At 38.3% G+C, this 23715-nt stretch carries 20 protein-coding genes and 1 pseudogene; 6 read left to right on the top strand and 15 right to left on the bottom strand.

The genetic code is table 11. The features are described from left to right. Positions 1-50: 50 nt before the first annotated feature. From P20495_RS17575 to thrS, 7 genes and pseudogenes are all read right to left on the bottom strand, one after another. Positions 51-1607, bottom strand: a complete 1557-nt coding sequence (locus tag P20495_RS17575; RefSeq protein ID WP_008133998.1) for a SulP family inorganic anion transporter — start codon at positions 1605-1607, stop codon at positions 51-53. Positions 1608-1735: 128 nt separating this feature from the next. Beyond that, positions 1736-2194 (bottom strand): Lrp/AsnC family transcriptional regulator, encoded by a 459-nt coding sequence (locus P20495_RS17570; RefSeq protein ID WP_007375323.1) that lies wholly within the window; start codon positions 2192-2194, stop codon positions 1736-1738. A 207-nt stretch (positions 2195-2401) separates the two neighbouring features. Then, a pseudogene (locus tag P20495_RS20075) lies at positions 2402-4223 on the bottom strand (M14 family metallopeptidase). Positions 4224-4786: 563 nt separating this feature from the next. Beyond that, complete coding sequence (gene rplT, locus P20495_RS17565; RefSeq protein ID WP_002960711.1) at positions 4787-5146, bottom strand: 50S ribosomal protein L20; 360 nt, start codon at positions 5144-5146, stop codon at positions 4787-4789. Positions 5147-5161: 15 nt separating this feature from the next. Then, the gene (gene rpmI / locus P20495_RS20080; RefSeq protein WP_002960713.1) at positions 5162-5362 is read right to left on the bottom strand and encodes a 50S ribosomal protein L35; all 201 of its coding nucleotides are present in this window, start codon (positions 5360-5362) and stop codon (positions 5162-5164) included. Positions 5363-5573: 211 nt separating this feature from the next. Continuing rightward, complete coding sequence (infC, locus tag P20495_RS17560; RefSeq protein WP_007375325.1) at positions 5574-6134, bottom strand: translation initiation factor IF-3; 561 nt, start codon at positions 6132-6134, stop codon at positions 5574-5576. 59 nt (positions 6135-6193) lie between these two features. Next, positions 6194-8104, bottom strand: a complete 1911-nt coding sequence (thrS, locus tag P20495_RS17555; protein ID WP_008134007.1) for a threonine--tRNA ligase — start codon at positions 8102-8104, stop codon at positions 6194-6196. A gap of 354 nt (positions 8105-8458) precedes the next feature. Between thrS and P20495_RS17550 the strand changes: the two genes are divergently transcribed. Then, positions 8459-8905 carry a DUF3010 family protein gene (locus P20495_RS17550; RefSeq protein ID WP_002960715.1) on the top strand — a complete coding sequence of 149 codons (447 nt, stop codon included), beginning with the start codon at positions 8459-8461 and terminating at the stop codon, positions 8903-8905. A gap of 184 nt (positions 8906-9089) precedes the next feature. After that, a complete protein-coding gene (locus tag P20495_RS17545; RefSeq protein WP_008134009.1) occupies positions 9090-10823 on the top strand; it encodes an AMP-binding protein in 1734 nt (577 codons plus the stop codon). Between the two features lie 152 nt (positions 10824-10975). On the opposite strand, the gene hflX is transcribed toward P20495_RS17545, so the two are convergent. The 6 genes from hflX to P20495_RS17515 form a co-directional block, all read right to left on the bottom strand. Beyond that, on the bottom strand, positions 10976-12325 hold the full coding sequence (gene hflX, locus P20495_RS17540) for a GTPase HflX (protein ID WP_007375328.1): 1350 nt from the start codon (positions 12323-12325) through the stop codon (positions 10976-10978). A 339-nt stretch (positions 12326-12664) separates the two neighbouring features. Then, positions 12665-13138, bottom strand: coding sequence for a DUF1456 family protein (locus tag P20495_RS17535; RefSeq protein ID WP_002960721.1), 474 nt, complete (start codon positions 13136-13138; stop codon positions 12665-12667). A gap of 117 nt (positions 13139-13255) precedes the next feature. Beyond that, positions 13256-14500, bottom strand: a complete 1245-nt coding sequence (locus P20495_RS17530; protein WP_008134012.1) for a lipoprotein-releasing ABC transporter permease subunit — start codon at positions 14498-14500, stop codon at positions 13256-13258. Then, on the bottom strand, positions 14490-15188 hold the full coding sequence (lolD, locus tag P20495_RS17525; RefSeq protein WP_007375330.1) for a lipoprotein-releasing ABC transporter ATP-binding protein LolD: 699 nt from the start codon (positions 15186-15188) through the stop codon (positions 14490-14492). The genes P20495_RS17530 and lolD overlap by 11 nt, the downstream gene beginning before the upstream one ends. Further along, a complete protein-coding gene (locus tag P20495_RS17520) occupies positions 15181-16398 on the bottom strand; it encodes a lipoprotein-releasing ABC transporter permease subunit (protein ID WP_008134013.1) in 1218 nt (405 codons plus the stop codon). Before P20495_RS17520 ends, lolD begins: the two co-directional genes overlap by 8 nt. Positions 16399-16545: 147 nt before the next feature. Continuing rightward, positions 16546-17418: a LysR family transcriptional regulator gene (locus tag P20495_RS17515; RefSeq protein ID WP_008134014.1), complete on the bottom strand. Its 873-nt coding sequence runs from the start codon at positions 17416-17418 to the stop codon at positions 16546-16548. A gap of 134 nt (positions 17419-17552) precedes the next feature. Between P20495_RS17515 and P20495_RS17510 the strand changes: the two genes are divergently transcribed. Beyond that, positions 17553-18674, top strand: a complete 1122-nt coding sequence (locus tag P20495_RS17510; RefSeq protein WP_008134015.1) for an S-(hydroxymethyl)glutathione dehydrogenase/class III alcohol dehydrogenase — start codon at positions 17553-17555, stop codon at positions 18672-18674. Between the two features lie 72 nt (positions 18675-18746). Further along, a complete protein-coding gene (gene fghA / locus P20495_RS17505) occupies positions 18747-19589 on the top strand; it encodes an S-formylglutathione hydrolase (RefSeq protein ID WP_008134017.1) in 843 nt (280 codons plus the stop codon). Here the strand turns inward: fghA and P20495_RS17500 are convergent. Then, a complete protein-coding gene (locus tag P20495_RS17500) occupies positions 19543-19917 on the bottom strand; it encodes a hypothetical protein (RefSeq protein WP_008134020.1) in 375 nt (124 codons plus the stop codon). The genes fghA and P20495_RS17500 overlap by 47 nt on opposite strands. Before the next feature lie 512 nt (positions 19918-20429). On the opposite strand from P20495_RS17500, the gene P20495_RS17490 reads away from it, so the two are divergent. Further along, the gene (locus P20495_RS17490; protein WP_024590122.1) at positions 20430-20846 is read left to right on the top strand and encodes an MgtC/SapB family protein; all 417 of its coding nucleotides are present in this window, start codon (positions 20430-20432) and stop codon (positions 20844-20846) included. Between the two features lie 334 nt (positions 20847-21180). Here the strand turns inward: P20495_RS17490 and P20495_RS17485 are convergent, their stop codons facing one another. Then, positions 21181-22104 carry a hypothetical protein gene (locus P20495_RS17485; protein WP_008134025.1) on the bottom strand — a complete coding sequence of 308 codons (924 nt, stop codon included), beginning with the start codon at positions 22102-22104 and terminating at the stop codon, positions 21181-21183. A 318-nt stretch (positions 22105-22422) separates the two neighbouring features. On the opposite strand from P20495_RS17485, the gene P20495_RS17480 reads away from it, so the two are divergent. Further along, positions 22423-23667 carry a YecA family protein gene (locus P20495_RS17480; RefSeq protein ID WP_008134026.1) on the top strand — a complete coding sequence of 415 codons (1245 nt, stop codon included), beginning with the start codon at positions 22423-22425 and terminating at the stop codon, positions 23665-23667. Positions 23668-23715 lie beyond the last annotated feature (48 nt).

A 23715-nucleotide genomic window follows, 5' to 3' on the forward strand; every position in this document is an offset into this window, starting at 1 on the left:
CGAAAGGCCGTAACCTTTCGCTTTTTTAATGCTATTTATTGAATAAGTAATTATGCAAGCTTGTCTGAAGCAACTTTATAAGTTGGATCTTCAATCACATTCACTTCAACCAAATCGCGAGCTTTATGTAATAACTGAGTACAGTCTTTACTTAAGTGACGCAAGTGAAGTTGTTTACCGGCTTTTGTATATTTTTCAGCAAGCGTATCAATTGCTTCTATTGCACTGTGATCCGATACTCGGCTATGTTTAAATTCAACAATCACATTTTTAGGATCATTTTTTACGTCAAACAACTCAGAAAAGTTTTTAACCGAACCAAAGAATAACGGACCATGTAGCTCGTAGACTTTAGCGCCTTCTTCATCAATGTAGTTAGTTGTATATATTTGTTTAGCATGTTGCCAAGCAAATACAAGTGCTGAGACGATAACACCTACACACACCGCAATTGCTAAATCGGTAATAACCGTGACACCTGATACAAGCACAATTACAAACGCATCCGATAATGGTACACGCTTCATCATTTTAAAGCTTGCCCATTCAAATGTACCCAGTACAACCATAAACATTACACCAACAAGTGCAGCTAATGGGATCATTTCAATTAGGCTTGAGGCAAAAATAATAAAACCAAGTAACATAAGCGCAGCACTTATCCCTGATAAACGAGAGCGCCCACCTGAATTTATATTTATCATAGACTGGCCAATCATTGCACAGCCCCCCATTGCACCAAACATACCACAGGTAATATTTGCAGCGCCTTGACCTATACATTCTTTGTTGCTGTGGCCGCGTGTTTCTGTTATTTCGTCAATTAAACTAAGCGTTAATAACGATTCAATTAACCCAATAGCTGCTAAAATAAGTGCATACGGAAAAATAATTTGCAGTGTTTCAAAGTTAAAAGGCACCATAGGAATATGAAATTCTGGTAAACCGCCGGCTATTGTTGCCGCTTCGTCGCCCGTCATTCCTTTTAAGAAATCAAGCACGGTATGCGCTTCTAAATCAAAACCAATCACTAATCCTGTCACTGTTACTATGGCAACTAATGACGAAGGAACCGCTGTAGTCAGTTTTGGTAAAAAGTGAATTATTGCCATTGTTAATGCCACTAATCCCAGCATGATAAACAATGGACTGCCTGTCATCCACTCTTGCCCGCCCATACCGTCAGGCACTTTAAATTGCCCTAGCTGGGCTAAAAATATAACAATTGCTAAACCATTTACAAAACCCAGCATTACCGGATGAGGCACCATACGGATAAACTTTCCGAGCTTAAATATCCCCGCTAGTATTTGCAATATCCCCATTAAGAGCACGGTAGCAAATAGGTACTCTACACCATGATCAAGTACTAAACTTACCATAACAACAGCTAAGGCACCGGTTGCACCTGAAATCATACCAGGACGGCCACCAAATATTGCCGTAATTAAACCAACGATAAACGCGGCATATAGACCAACTAAAGGTTCTACATTTGCTACAAAGGCAAACGCAACAGCTTCTGGAACTAAGGCTAACGCCACAGTCAATCCAGACAGTATATCGTTTTTAGCAGAGCTTGGCGCCCTACTGAGTAAGTTAAACATTGAGTTCCTCAAATGGTATAATGGGTATAAAAAAAGCGCTAAATTCTATCAAATCAGCGCTCAGTTAACAATTGTCATTGTGTGGTTAAGCTAAACTAAAGCAGTTTAGCTTTAAAAAGAAAGTGCTTTTATAAAGGAAGAGAAGTACTACGTTTTACACATGTCATTGTTACATTAGAATGTACTTCTTGTACGTATTCTAAGCTTAATAAATTATCACGGACAAAGTGCTCATAGCCTTCAATGCCTTGTGAAATAATACGTAGCATGAAGTCCATTGTTCCAGCCATAGTGTAACACTCAGTCACTTGGTCGTAGCTCATAATCAGCTTTTCAAACTCAGCAAGGTTTTTCTTACCATGATTTGATAAGCGCACATGTGCATATACCAACATATCAAAGCCTAGTTTTTTCTCATCTAAAAGAGCTACTTTGCTTTTTATGTATCCATCTTGCTCAAGTTTTGCGATGCGTCGCCAGCAAGGTGATTGTGACAAGCCGACTTTATCAGCAATTTCAGCTGTTGATAAACTGGCATCTTGTTGTAAAAGTGCCAAAATTTGGCGATCTACGTGATTTAGAGACATTTTATTTCTTATTTATCAAATAAACTGGTTAAATTATACAGCTATTTTAAAAAACAGTCTGCTTATTTTTATCTTTTATACTTATATGTTATTTCAATCATCAAAGTAAAAAGTCAACCATACTAGCCGATTATAAATGAGCTAGTATTTTCATAACACACCTATTATGCCCTACAAGTATTTGTGTATTGCACGCCCTAGGGCGTATTATATTTCTTTATTCTTTTGATCCGGTATAACAACCTTCTCTTCAAACGACATGAGTATCGGATATTTTAAATAAGCTTGGTCGTAAAACGGACTTTGCTCATATAGCCAATTCAAACGCGCGTCCGCATCTTGAGCAAACGTCTTATCGTCATTGATTTTTTTATCAAACGCGAGTGCAAGTTTCGGATTATCTTTTAGCATTTGACGAGCATATGGAATGAGCGCATAATTTTCCATGTATTCTGTTCGCTGAAAAATTGTATTAAATTCCCCCCAAGCAAAAAATGAGTCTGGCGCTTCAGGATGTAATAAATGCACTGCAAGCTCACCTGCTTTTTGTTGAGTTGTTACTTGGTACCAACCATCTAAATCAACATTAATTGCAGGGATATAATCAAAACTCGCTGATACTCTAAAACGACCTTCAAATGGCGCTTTGTCAAACGTATACTCTGCCACCTTTGCTACTTTTAAAGGCTGTGTATTTTCACCTTCCAGCTTATTAATAGAGACACCGTGTAGTTTCAACTTTTCTATAATATCAATGTATACAGGCGGAATAAAGAACGCTTTGGGTACTTCAACTGTATGCTGTACATCTTTTTGCCAATAAATAGGTAAGTCAGTATATGTATGTGCTTTACCTAAATACTTAACTTCATTTTGGCCCGAGAGCGCATTCATGCTTGATGAATATTCAATACCTTTAAATTGTGTAATCGTATCAGCCTGCTTGGCATAGCCACGCTTGACTATTAACTGTTTAGGAACAAATTCTTGTTCTTTTTTAACTGCATTAGCTAACTCATGACCATGTTTAGATAGTGCATTAATAGCACCATCTAAAAATACGTAAGTTCCTAAAACACGTTGCTTGTATGGCTTTAATGAATGATTTTCTACTAAAATAGTCGGTAATGACTTTAAATCCCCCCAACCATTTGAAAAACGCGGCGTAGCAACCCACCCCGCTAACCCTTTTTTAAAATCTCGCTTATCCATAACAAAAACAAGTGGCCCTGGCGTATGTCCTTGTTTAGCTAGCGTCTCATCTATTAGGGGTTTAAAAAAATTGATTTAAAGCATCAGATACCGCAGGCGATTCGCTTGAAAATACCGGATTGTAACCATAAGTCACATCGTATTGGTAATCTGCGCCATCGGTTACGTGTACATCAATGTATAAATTTGGGTTGTAGTCGTTAATAACCTTTAAAACGCTTCTAACTTCTGGGGTATCTAATTTAGTAAAATCACGATTTAAATTAAGGTTATTAGCATTTGTTCTAAAGCCCATTTTTGTAGGGCCTCGCTGATTGATACGATTGAATGCACTGCTACGTTCGTGTCCATCTACATTTAAAATAGGAATAAATAATATGTTTACCTTTTTTAAAATGTCACGACGCTTACCCGTGGCTATGTCTCTGAGCAGCATAAACATGGCATCTTTACCGTCTATCTCTCCAGAATGTATTCCCGCTTGAATAAAAATAGTCGGCTTAGTGCTATTAGCCATTTGTCCTGATTCAAAAAAACCTTGCTCGCTCGCTATCAACATCTTAATTGCACGTTTGCTGTTACTGTAGCCAATAGTTTGAGATTGAAACTGAGTAGGGTTTGCTGCAACAAGCCTATCAACAAATGCCATAGTATCTGCATAATTAGGCGATATCTCACCGTTAGACAACTCAAAATCGGTTGTTAATGGGCCCTGTTTTTGTAAAAGCTCTACACTTTTTCCCTGCCACTCAATGAGTAGAGGTAAATGTGCGTCATACGCCACACTTGCAGATAAAACGAGTAAACTTGCAAACATAAAATTCTCTAACAAACGCCTTAATTATATAAATTATATCAACTTAATTTTTTATAATGAGAAAACTGCGGTGATTCAACAAAAAAAAGCAGCCAATAGCATATGACTCACTTATGTTTGAAATTTAAGGCTTTATTACGCTAACGAATAATCGATATAAAGTTTTAAAAAAAACAACTGGTTCAAACTCCTCTTCATTGTTGAACTGAATCAGAATTTTTAGCGCCGTTAACGCTAGGTTTAATAACAATCTGCTCATATATGGGTCTATATAACATTAAGAAAATTACGCTAGAGCTAGGCAAAAATTTCGTTATACAGTTGTTCTATATAAGAAATATTTTAACGCAGTTAACGTCAAATTTAATCCCTTAAACTGATTAGGTATTATTGCGGATTGGTATAATTAGTTAAATTACTCAAAGATTTATGCAGGTTGGTTTAATCTCCCAACTTGAGCAAATATTATTACGGATAGGTATTTGTAATTGAAATAAAACTACTAAATAGCAGGCACAAAAAAAGGAGCCATAGGCTCCTCTTTAATACTTATACAAAAAAGCTTAAGCGGCTAGGCCTTCTTTTGCTTTTTCTACAAGCGCTGCGAATGCAACTTGGTCGTAAACAGCGATATCTGCAAGGATCTTACGATCGATTTCTACAGAAGTCTTTTTAAGACCATTGATAAAACGGCTGTAAGACAGACCATTTTGACGTGAAGCAGCATTGATACGTGCAATCCATAATTGACGGAAAGTACGTTTCTTCGCACGACGGTCACGGTAAGCGTATTGACCCGCTTTAGTAACAGCCTGGAAAGCTACGCGGTAAACACGTGAACGTGCTCCGTAGTAACCTTTTGCTTGTTTTAAAACTTTTTTGTGACGTGCACGTGCGACAACGCCGCGTTTAACTCTTGCCATTTCTAAAAACCCCTATTAAGCGAACGGTAACATACGTGAAACTAGACCATGGTCATTTTTATGAACCATCATCTTAGGACGTAGGTGTAACTTACGCTTAGAAGTTTTCTTAGTCAGAATATGACGAAGATGCGCTTGTTTACGCTTGAAACCGCCAGAAGCAGTCTTTTTGAAACGCTTAGCAGCGCCACTGTGACTTTTTAGCTTATAAGCCATTGCAATAACTCCAATTGTATTGCTTTTAAATTAGTAAGCAGGCGTGAGATATATTGCTATAGCTCCACTTTTAGGCCTGACTTACTGCCATGTTCCGGTGAAGACCCAACATAAATGCCGCAATCTTACTTTAAAACCGGTTAACTCAGGTGAATATTCGCATATTGCTTGCAGACCTGAGCTAATTTCGGTGCGTATTATCGCTTAAAAATTATTTTTTAGCAACAGGCGCCATCATCATAACCATTTGGCGGCCTTCAACACGATTTGGGAAAGACTCAACTACAGCAAGCTCTTCTAAATCGGTTTTGATACGGTTTAATAATTCTATACCAATTTCTTGGTGAGCCATTTCACGACCACGGAAGCGGATAGTAATCTTAGCTTTATCGCCAGCTTCTAAGAACTTACGTAAGTTGCGAAGCTTAACCTGATAATCACCTTCATCCGTACCGGGACGGAATTTGATTTCTTTTATCTGGATTTGCTTTTGCTTCTTCTTCTGCTCTTTTAGTTCTTTGCTTTTTTCAAAGATGAACTTACCGTAATCCATGATTCTACAAACAGGCGGCTCAGCGTTTGGACTGATCTCAACAAGATCAACACCCGCTGCATCGGCCATAGTTTGCGCGTCTTGTAATGACTGAATTCCAGCTTGTTCGCCTTCAATGTCAATTAAACGAACTTCTTGCGCTGTAATTTCTTCGTTAATACGATTTTTTTGAGCTGTTTGTTGCCCTTTCTTGCCGCCTCTAATAGTACGTTCCTCCAAGAATATCAATAATATAAGCGTGTAATTGGCTGTTTGTTAATGCCCTACACGCTCGGTTTTTACTGTCGATTTTTAATTTCTTCGCTAATTTTAGCTACAAAATCATCAACATTAAATTTGCCAAGGTCTTCACCTGTGCGAGTACGCACTGCTACTTCTTGCTGTTCAACTTCTTTATCGCCAACAACAAGTAAATATGGAATACGCTTCAGTGTATGCTCACGGATTTTAAAGCCAATCTTCTCATTTCTCAAGTCAGCAGCGGCTCTAATTCCAAGTTTATTTAATTTTTGTACAACTTCTTTAACATAAGGAGCCTGTTTATCGGTAATATTCATAATTACCACTTGCTTTGGTGCAAGCCACGTCGGGAATAATCCAGCGTACTCTTCAGTTAAAATGCCAATAAAGCGTTCAATAGAACCTAAAATAGCACGATGTATCATTACAGGGGTACGACGTTCGTTATTTTCTGCTACATAAGTAGCACCTAAACGACCCGGTAAAGCAAAGTCTAATTGCACTGTACCACACTGCCACGCTCTGTCTAAACAATCGTACAAAGTAAATTCAATCTTCGGACCGTAAAACGCGCCTTCGCCCGGAAGATAATCAAATTCAATATCGTTTAGCTTAAGTGCATCAGCTAAAGCAAGCTCTGCTTTATCCCACATATGGTCTTCACCAATGCGTTGTTCTGGGCGAGTAGATAGCTTAACGATAATCTTCTCAAATCCGAATGTTTCATATGTATCATAAACCATCTTAATACACGCTGATACTTCGTCCATTATCTGCTCTTCAGTACAGAAAATGTGAGCATCATCTTGGGTAAAGCCACGTACACGCATTAAACCGTGTAGTGCACCTGATGGTTCATTACGATGACAACAACCAAATTCAGCCATACGAAGTGGTAAATCACGGTACGATTTTAAACCTTGGTTAAAGATTTGCACGTGACCAGGACAGTTCATTGGTTTAATTGCGTATTCACGTTTTTCAGACTCAGTGGTAAACATTGCTTCTGAATATTTTTCCCAGTGACCTGATTTTTCCCAAAGTGAACGGTCCATCATCATTGGACCTTTTACTTCTTCGTACTCATATTCGCGTAATTTTTCACGTACAAATTCTTCAAGCTCGCGGTAAATGCTCCAACCATCGTTGTGCCAAAATACCATGCCTGGCGCTTCTTCTTGCCAATGCCATAAATCAAGCGCTTTACCAATACGACGGTGATCGCGTTTTTCAGCTTCTTCAAGGCGTTTTAAATACGCTTTAAGTTGCTTTTTATCGCCCCACGCGGTGCCGTAAATGCGTTGTAGCATTTTATTTTCTGAATCACCACGCCAATATGCACCCGCCACTTTCATTATTTTGAAGTTTTGGCAAAATTTCATGTTAGGAACGTGAGGTCCACGACACATGTCTACATATTCTTCGTGATGATATAACCCTGGACGGTCATCTTTTGCAATGTTCTCGTCCAAAATTTCTATTTTGTATGTTTCGCCACGCGCTTCAAATGTATCGCGTGCTTCTTGCCAGCTTACTGTTTTTTTCACTACGTCGTAGTTGGTTTTTGCAAGTTGCAACATGCGCTTTTCAATTGCTTCAAGATCATCTTGTGATAATGAATGATCCATATCGATATCGTAGTAAAAACCGTTATCAATGGTAGGACCAATTGCCATTTTTGCGTCTGGGAAAAGTTGCTTAACTGCATGACCGATTAAGTGAGCACAAGAGTGACGAATGATTTCAAGGCCGTCATCGTCTTTAGCGGTAATGATCTCAAGACGAGAGTCTTCAAAAATTTTATCACATGCATCAACACGGTCGCCATTTACACGGCCCGCAATGGTCGCTTTAGCTAAACCAGGACCAATGTCGTTTGCAACATCAAGCGTGCTTACAGGGTTTTCAAAACTACGTTGACTTCCGTCTGGAAGAGTAATAACTGGCATTATAAATCCTTGCTACAGTGGTGACACCTACAATGTATCACGTGTATTTTTAATAAATTAAATGAGAATGACTCGACAACGCTTTTACGAATAAGCATTGACTAATATATGTAGATGAGGAGTCTATTCAACTACAAAGATATATTGTCGCGTGCCGCGCATTTAATTACAAGTTTAAAGGGGTGAAATCCACCCGTTTTATCCACAAAATGTAGCTTTTAAAGCAAAAAAATCATTTTATTAAAATATAAAAGCATCAATGCATTAATTACGCGCCTACAACTATACCCACACTCGCATTTTAATGTGCGTTGCGTATAATACTGCGTAATTAAGTTATTTTAGAGAATAGACATGAGAACATGTGGTGTAGAAATTACCGGTAGTGATGTACTACTTTGTATTTTAAGTAAAGATAATGACGTATTTGATATTCGCGATGTGCGCCAAACACGCTTTACCTTAGGTAACGGTAACGACACTGAAGTAATGCGTAAATTTCAATTCGATTTTGCAAAACTAATGCAAGATTACCAAATTGATTCTGTTGCAATTCGTGAGCGTCAGCCTAAAGGTAAGTTTGCTGGCAGTGCAAAAGGCTTTAAAATGGAAACTGCAATTCAATTAATCGACAACTTAGATGTACGTTTATTTACTACAACTGAAGTTAAAGAGCAGTTAAAACGCAACCCCATCCCTATTGATTTTGAAGAAACAGGCCTTAAAAAGTACCAAGAAAATGCTTTTGTAAACGCTTACGTTTACATCATGAAAAAAACATACCGCAGCGACGAAATGTAAACTCATTACTCTTTTAAAAACGCGTACTTACAGTGTAAGACGCGTTTTTTTGTGTCTAAAAAGTAGTATTAGCTTTTATTAATCTAATAATACATTAGTCTAACCGCACTTCTCTTTGTCGACAATATGTGTTTATTTTAACTTTGTAGTTTAATAACTCACACACATTTCCATGGAGAGAGCAATGCACACACACACTATTACGGTAAAAGAAGTAGAGAAAATAAATCACTTGCCGTTATCTCAAAGCTACTTTAAAGGTATACAAAGCACACCTTTAACAAATTCAACTATAGGCGAGTACTTTGACTTTATTGTCGACAAAAACCCAGGGGCGTTAGCTGTTGTAGTTCATCACCAAGGTATTAGATTAACGTATAAAGAATTTCAAAAAGAAGTTAATCAGCTTGCTATGGGGTTACTTGCCCTTGGCGTAAAACCAGGTGAACGCGTTGGTATTTGGTCTCCTAATAATATTGAGTGGTGCTTAACCCAATTTGCAACGGCAAAAATTGGCGCAATAATGGTGTGCATCAACCCGGCATATCGTCCTAACGAATTACAATATGCTTTAAATAGTGTTGAATGCTCTACTCTGATCACAGCATCAAATTTTAAAGGCAGTGATTACTTAGAAATGCTTAATGGTTTAGCGCCAGAACTTGCAACTTGCGATAAGTACACACTTAATTTAAAAGCACTACCCACTCTTAAAAATATAATCCGCATTGGCGATGAAGCATCTCCTGGTATGCACTCTTTTAACGATGTTGTTAACTTGCCAACAGCTGCTCATGAGCTTGAATTAAAAGCAATAGGTGAAAACTTAAATGCTGAGCAAGACATCAATATACAATTTACATCAGGCACAACAGGCAACCCAAAAGGCGCAACGCTCACGCATAAAAATATTTTAAATAATGCGCTATTCGTCGCCGAATCTATGCACTTTACGAGCGATGACAAGTTATGTATCCCTATCCCGTTATATCATTGCTTTGCAATGGTATTGGGTAGCTTATTGTGTGTTAGTAAAGGTGCAGCAGCCATTTACCCAAGTGATTCGTTCGATGCAAAAACCACACTAGATGTAGTTCAACAAGAAGGATGTACAGCGCTGCACGGTGTACCTACTATGTTTATTAGTGAGCTTGAGCTAAGTAATTTTAACGATTATGACTTAAGTACTTTACGCACGGGTGTAATGGCAGGCTCTACATGCCCAGAGCAAGTAATGCGCAAAGTACAAACACAAATGAACATGCATCAAGTACTGATTGCTTACGGGCAAACGGAGTGCAGCCCCATAAACAACATTACCGAAACAGACTCTTCAATAGAGCGGCAAGTAACGACAGTTGGCCGCGCCCTTGCCCATACCGAGGTTAAAATAATTGACGAGCTGGGTAACATTCAAAAAATTGGTCAACCTGGCGAAGTGTGTAGTAAAGGTGCTGGCATAATGCGCTGCTATTGGAATGACGAAACTAAAACAAAAGCCACAATAGATGAGGAAGGTTGGCTGCACTCTGGCGATTTAGGTGTCATGGATACAGAAGGGTTTGTCACGATTGTTGGGCGTATAAAAGATATGATTATTCGCGGAGGCGAAAACATTTACCCTCGAGAAATAGAGGAAGTACTTTACACCTACCCGGGCATTCAAGATGCTGCCATATTTGGTATAACCGATGAAAAGTATGGCGAGGAAGTGTGCGCTTGGATCCAACCAAAAGAAGATGCTGTACTTGATGAGCAAGCAATTCGTGACTTTTTAAAAGACAAACTAGCCTACTTTAAAATGCCACGACATATCCGTTTTGTAGAAAACTACCCAATGACAGTAACAGGTAAACTGCAAAAATTTAAAATGCGTGAGCAAATGCAAGAAGAGCTAAGCGAAAATCCTTTTTCCTAGTTTCGTCTTTAAGTAACTGAGACTCTGGATAGGGAATTTATCTCAGAGCTATGTTCAGAGCTAGCAGCGTTAAATTTACGTATGTTAGGACTAATACTAAAAAGCACAGCCAATTGGCTTTGCTTTTTATGAACTGAATTGTACTGAATTTATTATAAATTCAACATTCTCTTTTTTAAACGTTCTAAATCAATCGCACTCGAGCGCACTGTTAATTTAATATGGCTGTATTCATATTCTTCTTTAACAACACTCATACTCGATCGAATTTCGCCCACGATACCTTTGGCTGTGTACGGTATAACAATCTCTTCTTCAATCATGTCCTCTTGAGCAATGCCAATAATGTATTTGTGCAATTTACTAATATCATCTGGATTACGCGTAGAGGTCATCATCGCATCAGGAAACTCATCCATTAGAGACTGCTGCTGTTCAGTACTTAATTGGTCTGACTTATTCAGTACTAATAATTTTTTGCTACCTTCTACCCCAACTTCTGCCAGTACTTTATGTACTACTTCAAGTTGTGAGCGAAAAGAAGGATCTGAAGCATCTACAACATATAACAGTAACGATGCATCATGTGCCTCAGCGAGCGTTGAATGAAATGAAGCAACCAAATCATGAGGTAATTTTTTAATAAAACCAACCGTATCTGACACCAATATACGAGGCTGGGTAATCGGATACAGCGCGCGAACAGTGGTATCTAGCGTTGCAAAAAGTTTGTTTTCGCCTTCTACATCGCTACCTGTAATTGCGCGCATCATTGACGATTTACCCGCATTGGTGTAACCAATTAAGGCAACTGAGAATAGCTCAGAGCGCTGCGTACGTCTGTCCATCATTACATCTTGAACACTAACAAGTTCGCGCTTTAATTCTGCTAACTGATCGCGCACCTTACGGCGATTAAGCTCAAGTGTGGTTTCACCCGCACCTTTACCCATTTGGCGTTCTTTATCGCCTGTTGATGTTTCACGCAGTCGTGGCGCGACATAATTAAGGCGAGCAATTTCAACTTGTAATTTTGCTGTTTTAGTACGCGCATGACGGCTAAATATTTCAATGATAATACCAGTGCGATCAAATACTTCTACACCTAATTGGTTCTCAACATTACGCAGTTGAGAGGGCGTTAAATCGCAGTCAAATACCACTACATCGGCACATGCAAAATCTAAATCGTTTGATGGGATTTCTGAGGATATTTCGGTTAAAGGGTCTTCATCAAGTAAATTATCTTCTTGCTCGTCTTCAACCATCCCTTTATTGCCGGTAAGGTGAGCTATTTCAGCTAGTTTACCTGAGCCCAGTACATTAACTTTTTGAGTTGAGCTTTGCTTTTGCGATTGCGTACCTACTACTTTAAATCCTAACGTAGTCACCAAACGCGCAAGCTCTGCAAGCGACTCTGTTGCTTCGTCACCTTTAAATTGTGGTGTGCTAATAGAAATAAGTAACGCATTAGGAAGTGATGGTTTTGCAGTTAGTTGCATAATTTTTTATATGTTAATGCACCTAAAGTGCAAACCTAATTTTCATTCGAAAGTAAGCTGATCCTACGCTGTTATGGCCGAGCTTTACAGCGTTATAGCTTACGAATGCAATTATTATCTTTATTTTGCCAAAATTAGCGTAAATCTGTGAACTATTTGTGCGGGGGCAATATAATTTTTACACGCAAGTAAACCAATAAGTAACTTGGTGTTGTTATAAATGTATTTAATTTTTAAGTGTTGGGGTTTACCATTGATAATAGGCTTTATGTAGCATTGCACTTACACAAGCCCATTAACTAAAAGCTAATTAGCTAAAAACTAATTAGCTAAAATCAATTACTCAGCAGACTCTTCTGGACGATGCTGCTTTTGTACGCCGGTTAAAAACAAGCGTAATATTTGATCGTTACAAACACGGTAATGTTTGTTATCTACTTTTCGAGAAAATGCACTTAACTCATGTTTACTTAAGTCAAAATCAACAAGTGCAAGTGTTGCTATGACATCTTCTGCTTTCATATTTAAAGCAATACGTAGCTTCATAAAGATAATATTGTTGTTTAGCTTTTTCTCAGGCTCTGGTTGCTCACCTTCGCGTTTGCCACGTTGGGTATTAATAAACCCATTTAAAAAGCTAGCAAACTCAGTATCACTTATTGGGGTAAAAGCCTCTTCACCTTCTTTAGTTAACCATGCAATTACTTGCTCTTTGGTGACCGTATGCTCTGCTGATGCAAAAACATTGACCATAGCAGTATCAGTTAAGTTAAAAGTGTAGCGAATGCGGCGTAAAATATCGTTATTAGTCAAAGTAAATCCCAAAGTGAGGTATAGCAACCAAGCAGTTATTGCTTAATTTTAAATAAGCGCCTAGTTTAACAGGTTTACTAATACCACCCTATTAATTTTTATCTGAGCTTCTTATACCTAGTTACCAAGCACCTTGGCAGGATCTACGCGCGTTGCTTGCCATGCAGGATAAATAGTGGCAAGTATCGCAAGCACAAACGTAACAATCACTGTAATACCAATGTCTTCGAGTACTAATTTACTTGGTAAAAACTCTATAAAATAAACGCCCTCAAGTGGATTGGCTCCAAATAATTGGCTTATCCACGTAAAAAGCTCACTTATATTAAGCGCTAATACCACACCAATTAGTGTTCCTAGTGCCACGCCTACAAATGCTTGCATTAAGCCTTGCATTACAAAGGTGGCTAAAATAGTACTGTCTTTCGCGCCCATGGTTTTTAAAATTGCGATATTGCCTTGTTTTTCGCGAACCTCCATCACTAAAGAGGACACAATATTAAAACTGGCTACCGCTATAATTAAAAACACCACAATATAGACAATGGTACGTACCATTTGAATATCTTGATAAAGGCTGCCTTGGGTTCTGAACCAACTAGAAACATACACATAGTCGTCAATAGTTTGGCCCACTTTTAGCGCTATTTGGTGCGCCGAAAACACATCATCAACACTTAACCGCAGCCCTGTTACTTGAGTTTCATCGTAACCCAATGTTTGCTGCGCTTTATTAAGATGTATAAATGCAGCGGTACTATCAATGGGGCCTCCCATTTCTATAACACCTGCAAGGTTAAGTGTTACGCGTTTAGGCGCTAATAATGACTGACCTTTTTGGCCTATTTGCGGAATAAGTAACGTAATGTTGTCGCCTACTTTTGCATCTAGCTGTTTTACTATTTGCTTACCTAAAATTACATCGTCAAGGCCTAACTGGCTGACCAATTTACCACTGGTAAACTGGTTTACCGCCGATACATTACTCTCGAGCGATGGCTCAACACCTCGAATTTCTATCGCTTTTAGCTGGCTTTTATATTGCGCCATCCCATTCACTGCAATAAATGGCGCAGCCCCTGTTACATGCGGTTGTGTTTGTAAATCCTCAACTTTTTGCGACCAATTCGCGATGGGTCTACTTGGTGCTACATATTCAACCTGCGGCACAACACTTAGTAAACGGTGTACTAGTTGCTGCTCAAAACCATTAATTACCGACAGCGCCACAATTAAAACCGCGACACCTAATAAAATACCAATAGTCGACGCTTTAGCGATAAAACTAACAAAGCCGTTTTTTTCATCTTTGTGGCCTGAATAGGCTCTAAAACGTTTACTTAAAAATGCACTAAGCAACATGCTGCGACTCTTTAATAGCTAATTTTCCATCGTCTAAATAAGCTATTTTGCCTAGCTTATCGGCAAGTTCTAAATCGTGTGTAACTACCACAAAACTCGTGTTTAAGCTTTGGTTAAGCTCATTAATTAAATCGTAAATTTTAATCGCATTTTGTTTATCTAAATTACCGGTTGGTTCATCAGCAAGCACAAGCGCAGGTTTAGTAACCAGTGCGCGGGCAATGGCCACGCGCTGGCGCTCTCCACCAGAAAGCGCAGACGGTTTATGCGAGCTGCGATGTGCAAGGCCGACTTTTTCGAGCATATCGAGCGCTTGAGCTTTGGCTTCTTTTGCACTCAAGCCTTTAATTAATAATGGCATAGCCACGTTTTCAACTGCGCTAAACTCCATTAATAAGTGATGAAATTGATAGATAAAGCCCAAATTTTGGTTTCTAAATGCGGCTTGCTCTGTTCGCGAAAGTTTTGCAACTTCTTGGTTTTTAATTTTAGCGCTACCTGAGCTTGCGGTATCTAATGTGCCAAGTATGTGTAAAAGCGTACTTTTACCAGAGCCAGAACTCCCTACAATAGCGAGCATTTCACCTTGCTGCAGCGCTAAATCAACACCTTTTAATACTTCAACTTGGTTGCTGCCATCTTGATAAACTTTACTTAAATTTTCACAACTAATCACTAAATCATTCATAACGTAATACCTCTGCTGGTTTTACTTTTGCGGCTTTACGCGCAGGATATAAGGTAGCTAAAAAGCTCATAGCAATACTGGCAAACGCTATTATTACTAAACTAAAAATATCAAATTTTACCGGAAGTTCTATACCTGCCAGTAAATTCAAGCCCACTAATGCAAGTAGTTCATTTATATATAAACTAAGTATTACACCTAAAAATGCACCTATTGCAGTTCCAATTACACCGTTATATAAGCCTTGCACCATAAATACTTTTTGCACTTGCGAAGGTGTTAAACCTAACGTTTGTAGTATGGCTACCTCACCTTGTTTTTCGCTTACCATCATGGTTAATGCCGATACAATATTAAATACAGCCACCAGCACAATTAAAGCTAAAAGCATGGTCATAATGCGTTTTTCCATGGCAACGGCTGCAAATAGAGTACCTTGGGTACTGCGCCAATCACTGTAATTGTGATCTTTTAAAATACGTTGGCTTGCTTCAATAAATTCATCTAATTCGAAAGGTTCGTGCAATGAAACACTTAAATTTGGGGCGGTATTTTTATCCATCTTTAGTACCCGCTGTAGCGAAGTGCCACTTGTAAACGCAAGTGCCATATCTATCTCAGATCCGGTTTCGTATATTGCGGCAACTTTAAATAAACGTTGGCTGGGTACTCGCCCAAGAGGTGTATACGTCGAAGCGTTAGGCATAATAACGCGAAGCTTATCACCCACACTAACACCTAATTTACGACTCAAATAACGGCTTATAGCAATGTTGTAATTTTTGTTTAATACAGTTTTCCAATCGCCTTGCACTATTTTATCGGTAATTTTATACAAAGAACCGCTATCGTTATAAAGGCCTTGTAGTAAAACGCCGTGCAAGTCTTTATTTGTTTGCAAAATAGCTTCGCCGTGGCGATATAAGCTTACATGATCAACATAAGGAGATTGTTCGAGGTCGGTTTTAAGAGTGCCCATTTGAGTGGCAGTGTTTTTACCTGCGCTAACTTCAACATGCGGAATAAGTCCAAGCATATTGGTTTTTAGGCTATTTTCAAACCCGTTCATTACACTGCTTACCGTAAATAATGCCATTAAACCAATAGCGATACCGGCAATAGAAAAAAACGAAATAAACGATATAAACGCATTTCCTTTAGATGAGCGACTATATCTAAGCCCTATAAATAAGCTAACCGGTTGAAACATATTATTTTTAACACTTATCGTAAAAGTATTGAGCAATAGTAGCACGAAAAAAGTGCCTTTGGGTATGGCGTAAAATGTAAGAAATAATTTAAAAATCTGATACTTGGCTATATTTACAGCAATATGTATTTAACCATTAATTCGCGGTTAAGCTTTAAGCCCTTTAACTAAATAATCGAGCAATACCCGTACATTAGTGGCCACAAACTGCCTTGGTGGATATACGCCCCATACCCCTTCTTGCTGTGGTTGATAGGGTGTTAAAATAGGCACCAATTGCCCTGAGTTAATTTCGTTTTCAATGTAGTAGTCTGGGAGCTGTACAATACCGAGCCCCTTTTTTGCGCCATCCACCAGCGCCCAACCACTATTACACTGTAGCCGCCCCGCTATTTTAATGTGTTTATCGCGCCCATTTTCGTTTACGCGCCAGTAGCTACTATTCCCAATTAAACATTCATGGCTGTTTAGCTCGCCTAAAGTATGCGGCTCACCAAATCGCGTTAAATACTGTGGTGCCGCGCACATTATAAAGCGCCGCGCACTTAACCTACGCGCTTTTAAGCTCGAATCTTTTAAGTGCCCAAGCCTTATGGCTAAATCAAATCCGCCCTCTAACAAATTTTCTTGTTCGTTACTTAATGTGGCAACAACTTCTACCTCGGGATGATCCTTCATAAAATTATGCACTATAGGCATAATAAAGCTCTCTCCGTACATAACTGGTGCTGTGAGCTTAATTTTACCCTTTGGTGTAGTTTGGTGCGTGGCAAGACCTTGAGTTGCTTCATCCATAGCATGTTGTAAGTGCTTTATTTGATGTAAATACACTTCACCTTCTTTAGTTAAAACCACTTTACGGGTTGTACGAGTTAATAGTTGTGTATTTAAACGTTGCTCAAGCGCCGTAACATGGCGGCTAATATGCGCAACCGAAAGCCCAAGCATTTTTGCAGCCGAGGTAAAGCTGCCCTCCTCCCCTACAGCTATAAACTCATCTATTCCATTCCAACGCGCCATTATTACCATACTGTAAAAGTGTTTTAATAAAATTGAGATTATCATTATTTGAGAAACAAATACAATAAGCACATCACCCAAGCAAATTGGGTCTACAATTATTTTTTAATAGCCAGTTAAAGGAAATAAAACACATGTCTGAATTTATTAAATCAAAAGCCGCCATTGCTTGGGGCCCTAATCAACCACTTAGCGTTGAAGAAGTTGATGTAATGATGCCTAAACAAGGCGAAGTAATGGTAAAAATTACCGCTACAGGTGTGTGTCATACCGATGCATTTACATTATCGGGCCAAGATCCTGAAGGCATATTTCCTGCTATTTTAGGTCACGAAGGCGCTGGTGTTGTTTATGCTGTTGGCGAAGGCGTAACGAGTGTTGAAGTGGGGGATCATGTTATTCCTTTATACACTGCAGAATGTGGCGTATGTAAAATGTGTACCTCAGGTAAAACTAACCTGTGCTCAGCCGTGCGCGAAACACAAGGTAAAGGCCTAATGCCAGACGGCACTACACGCTTTTTTAAAGATGGCCAACCAATTTATCACTACATGGGAACGTCTACGTTTTCTGAGTACACAGTATTGCCAGAAATCTCACTCGCTAAAGTAAATAAAGAAGCATCACTAGAAGAGATTTGCTTACTAGGCTGTGGTGTAACAACAGGCATGGGCGCAGTTACCAACACAGCTAAAGTAAAGCCTGGCGACACTGTTGCTATATTTGGCTTAGGCGGTATTGGTTTGTCTGCGATTATTGGCGCAAAAATGGCTGGTGCTGGTCGTATTATTGGTGTTGATATAAACACCACTAAATTCGATTTAGCTACAAAACTAGGTGCAACTGATTTAATTAACCCAAAAGATTTCGACAAGCCAATTCAAGAAGTTATTGTTGAAATGACAGACGGCGGCGTTGACTACTCGTTTGAATGTATTGGTAATGTTGACGTTATGCGCTCAGCGCTTGAGTGTTGTCACAAAGGTTGGGGTGAGTCGGTCATTATTGGTGTGGCAGGTGCAGGCCAAGAAATATCAACCCGTCCGTTTCAGCTGGTAACTGGGCGTGTATGGCGTGGTAGTGCATTTGGTGGCGTTAAAGGCCGTTCACAACTTCCTGAAATTGTTGAGCGTTACATGGCAGGTGAATTTGCTCTTAGCGACTTTATTACTCACACAATGAGCCTTGAAGATATTAACGAAGCGTTTGATTTAATGCATGAAGGCAAAAGTATTCGTACAGTCATTCATTACTAATAAACTGCATTCGTAAAATAGCTTATTAATAAGCCGTAATACTTTTAAGTTTACGGCTTTTAAGGATTAAGTATGTTAGAAAATATCTCAAGTGTAAAAGTGTCTGGCGGTTGGCATAAGCAATATACTCACAGCTCGCAAAGTACACATTGCACTATGCGCTTTGCCGTATTTTTACCACCTGGCGCAAGTGAAGCAAATAAAGTACCGGTACTTTATTGGTTATCGGGATTAACCTGTACCGACGAAAATTTTATGCAAAAAGCCGGTGCATTTAAAAAAGCCGCCGAGCTGGGTATTGCTATTGTAGCGCCTGACACCAGCCCGCGTGGCGAGAACGTACCCAATGAAGACAGCTACGACTTTGCACAAGGCGCAGGCTTTTACGTAAATGCCACGCAAGCTCCTTACAACACCCATTTTAATATGTACGATTATGTTGTTAGTGAGTTACCAGCATTGATTGAACAACATTTTCCGATAACAAGCACAAAAGCAATTAGCGGTCACTCTATGGGCGGGCACGGTGCATTAATGGTTGCACTTAAAAACCCGACTGCGTTTGTAAGTGCCTCGGCTTTTAGCCCTATTGTAAATCCGATTGAATGCCCTTGGGGTGTAAAAGCATTTACTGGTTATTTAGGAAATGATAAAGCGCTTTGGAAGCAATACGACAGCTGCGAGTTGATGAAAAACGCAGAGCAAGCTCATTACTTACCCATGTTAGTGAGTCAAGGTGATGCCGATGGTTTTTTACAAGAGCAACTTAAGCCAGAAAACTTAGTCGCTATTGCAAATAAAAAAGGCTACCCGCTTACACTTGAAATGCAAGCAGGCTACGACCATAGCTACTTTTTTATAAGCAGCTTTATTGACCAACACTTATTATTTCATCATCAGTTTTTAACTGCTTAGACTCATTAGTGTGTAGAGATGACTTTTCTACCTCTACACACTCTTTTAGACTTTTAGTGACCTGCCTACATACTTGCGTAGTAGTGCTTTCCCCTTTAACTAGGCTAACAAGAGCCGAATCTATCTTTAATCCCATATCAGTAAAGTTAAATCCGTTTTTATCTGTAGGTACTGGCTCTAGTGGGTTTTTATAAGGTGTTGACTGCGCCGGGCTAATACTATTTTTATCATTACGCGCCTGAGATTGTGCTTGCCCATCAATAATAGCGCCCGCAACTGTACAGCCAGAAAGGCAATAAAAAAACAAAAGTACAATAATTGTTTTCATCATTCATCCTAAACAAAATATTACCTAAATTGTATACGTTTTTTATTGTAACTCTGTAAAAAAATGTAAGTATTACTACCTAAAATCATTTATAAACTTTCTTGTAACACCCACCAGCTGCAATATAAAAAATGGTGATCCTAAATAACCTAAAATTTTATTAATGGTAGGTTGTAAGTGTTCTGTGAGAAATTCAGGGAATAAAAAAGCAAAAACAGATAACCCAGCGCAAAATAGTAACGCTGTTTTTTCAAGTTTAGTTGTTGTGATTAATGTTTTATTTAAAGGCAAAAGGTTCACATAGGTGTCTTTTAGTATGATAAAAGAATACGGGGCTTTAAAACTCAGATCAAATTAACTATTGCGTAAAATAGTAATAAAGGCATGTAAAAGTTTCCTCAATAATTCTTGTTAAATACAGGAATTAACAATAACTCATTGATTAATATTCATTTATGCCATGGCTTGCTGTTTGCTTATTATTAATAAAGTTAACCAGCGCAGGCTCAATAATGGAAATTGATTTACAGTGGAATGAAATCATCGATAACTTAATACACTTAGGTATTGCATACCTACTTGCACTACCCATGGCTTACGACAGAGAGCGAAGTAATGATGGCGCAGGCCTTCGTACCTTTCCTCTTGTTGCTGTTGCATCGTGTGGGTATGCATTAATCGCTATGTCGGTTTTAGATGGCGCAGAAGCTCAATCTAAAATGTTACAGGGCATCATTACAGGCATTGGTTTTATTGGCGGTGGCGCAATTTTGAAAAATAACAAATCAACCTCCGGCACAGCAACCGCTGCAAGTATTTGGAATATGGGCTTAATTGGTATAGCTGTAGCCTACAGCCGTTACGAAATAGCCATTTTGCTTGCCATTATTAATTTTATAACGCTTAGGTATGTAAAAAAGTTTAAGTAAATTCAATATAGTTAACGTTCAGATTAGCGAATAAACCTGTACGGTAATTAAGCTTAATATTAAATAACGATATTCCTAATGAACAGGGCTATAAGGAATGGCGGCAGTGTGCCATGAGCTGTCATTTGTAGTGGTCAATAAAATTGAAGATTCTTAATGTGTGAAGTCAAGATTTGACCCCATTCGCTTGCTGACATATCTTCCTCTTTATTATATTAAATATTAAATTCATAATGGCTAACGCTTACATAAGCGGTAAACTATAGTTGGCTATAATGTTTGAAGAAAGAAGACAGCAAACTGTAATTTGCCCAACTTAAAAACTATTACTAGATTACTTTAATTGGGTTAAGAATTGCTCATACTTTGTCGGAAGCAAGCTGTAAGCCCCCCACTTTAAAACCTTACAAGCTACTACACTCTTATCTGCCTCCCAATAAAGAGTTGCCGAAAATAATATGTAACGACCTATAGAAGTGTTATCAATGGATTTCCTTTCATCATAACTTGGCTCCGAATAAATTTTAAACTCATAATCGCCTGATTTTATTTTTAATACATTTCTATGGCTCAGACGGTTAAAGGAAGTTATTTTTCCAAAAAATAATGTTTCTTTTTTAGGTAGCTCCTTTTGAACCTTTAATGTTGAGTAAAGCTGGTCCGATAACAACATCACATATTGCGAATTAGGAAAATAAAACCCTCTTTTTAGATTTTGGGGAAAGTCTTTACATAAAGCCATCACCGTTGAAACATTTGAAGGTGCTTTATATTCTCGACCTGTGTGCCTAGCAATTGCAATCAATGTTTCGGGGCCATTTTTGTTTTCAATTGCAGTTTTTGAAAACTCACCGTTTGGCACTAAATCACTAGAGTTTGAAGGAGGCTCAGACTGCCAACTGCTAACTACAACTAGATCTTTAGCTTCTATAGCTTTACCCACTTCTTCTTCATTCTTATATTTCATTCCAACAGGAGCATTAACACGCCAACCACAAACTTTACTCTCTGGATATTTTTCATGACTTCCATGCTTGAAATGGGCTGAAATATTATTAGTGCTAATATTTTTAAGAGCAGGAGTTCGACTTAAAGGAGTTGCACAAATAGGACAGAATATTTTGTTTTGCATTTCTTCCGAAAAAGCTTCAGGTATAACTTCAATTGATAATTTATCCAATTCGTCTTTACTATTTTTACCATATCTCCAACAATTTGAAAAAAAGGCATATAAAATACTATGTTTTTTACTTTCCATATAAATTCCAAGTATAGGCTTCGATGTAATTGAGGATCACAACTTTATCGGAGAGTGCTTTCGCTTATTCCGCAAAACTGTCCTTGTTCTATGAGGGTCTATTAATAGCAAATAGTGTAAGTTATTGCCAGCTATAAATATTGTTCTTAGGGAAGGCTTTTTCAGCATGCAAAAAAGGAATGTTTTCCCGTAGCACCAATCTCAATGACCGCTTCTCGCTCTTTGCCAAAGTACGGCTCAGTACCGTGAGCGTGCATTAGCTTATTCGAGAAAAATATAATAGATTAGTATCTATCAAAAGTTAGATGAAATACGACGATGTCTTCAATAATTATAAATAATTTCCCAAAACAATTTGGCTTCATGAAAAAGTACGACGATAAATCCAAGCATTGGGATAATAGCCCTAGCACATTTATTGGTTTTCACGTCACTAAACTTGAAGTATTAAAGGGAATTCAATCAGCGTTTAGTAAACTTTTTACTAGTATTTTGCTTCACGATACGATTTACCTTCGTCACCCTGATTACCTTTCTTGCTTTCAACTTTTAGGCTTTGACAACACACTAAAACTTTTAGAACGCGGTATTATTAGGGTTGTTTATGACTTTCATGATTATACCTATAGCTTAATAGAAGGTGAATATAAGTTAAGCTATTGTATGCGGCTGGCTCCCCTTGAAGATTTACTTAATGGGTACGTATCGATTAAACACAAGGATAAAGGCATACAAGCTAGAGCAAGGTATCTTACAGAACGAAATCAGGTTTTATTGAACAAAAGTAATGAATTAAAGGTTGACGCTGATGTTGCTAATATTGATAAATTACCGAATTCAATAATTGAAGAAGTAAATAGGGACTTATCCGATTATAATTTTTGTAACCAATTCGGTATATCTTCTAAGGGCTTCACTGCTAAAAAAGCACTCACTTCTTTAAGAATTTGCGATATATTAACTGGTTATGCGCTTCAACAGCGGTTAGAGGTAAGCGCTATTTCTCAAGATTCCTTCTCCAAAGATTATGCTAACTCTAAACTCTTTATTTCAAACGTAAAAAGCGAGACTACCGATTGCTTTGAAACGATACTAAAAATGAAAGGAGTTCCAAATTTATATAAGTTATTCACTGATGGAGTAATTGCATTTGATGATATTTTAAAAATACGTGAGAAATATTCAGCAAAAACCTTCAGAAGCTGGATTGAAGATAAAGAATATGATCAAGTGGAAGTTACAAAAGAACTACTAAAACCTTGTAAATCGACTATTACTTCGAAGGCAATATCGTTTGTATATCCAAATGTTATCGGTCTTATAAATCCAGTTGCTGGGATTATTGCTTCGGCAACTGACTCGTTCTTTTTAAATTTAATCTCCAATAAATGGAATCCTAAATTATTTTTGGATGATGATTTATCTTCTTTCATAAACGGTAAAATATCAGAATCTGAGGCCAACGAATTGAAGCAAAAAAGAAATATGTATACGAAGTTATCAAGTACTGATTCATGCTACTGCGGGAGCAGAAAAGCTTTCTCAAGGTGCCATGGTAAGTGACAAATAAATTAAGGCTTCAGTGTCCAGTTATCGCTCTTAGCCGCCCCA

This window comes from Pseudoalteromonas sp. BSi20495, from assembly GCF_000241185.1.
Taxonomy (GTDB): domain Bacteria; phylum Pseudomonadota; class Gammaproteobacteria; order Enterobacterales; family Alteromonadaceae; genus Pseudoalteromonas; species Pseudoalteromonas fuliginea.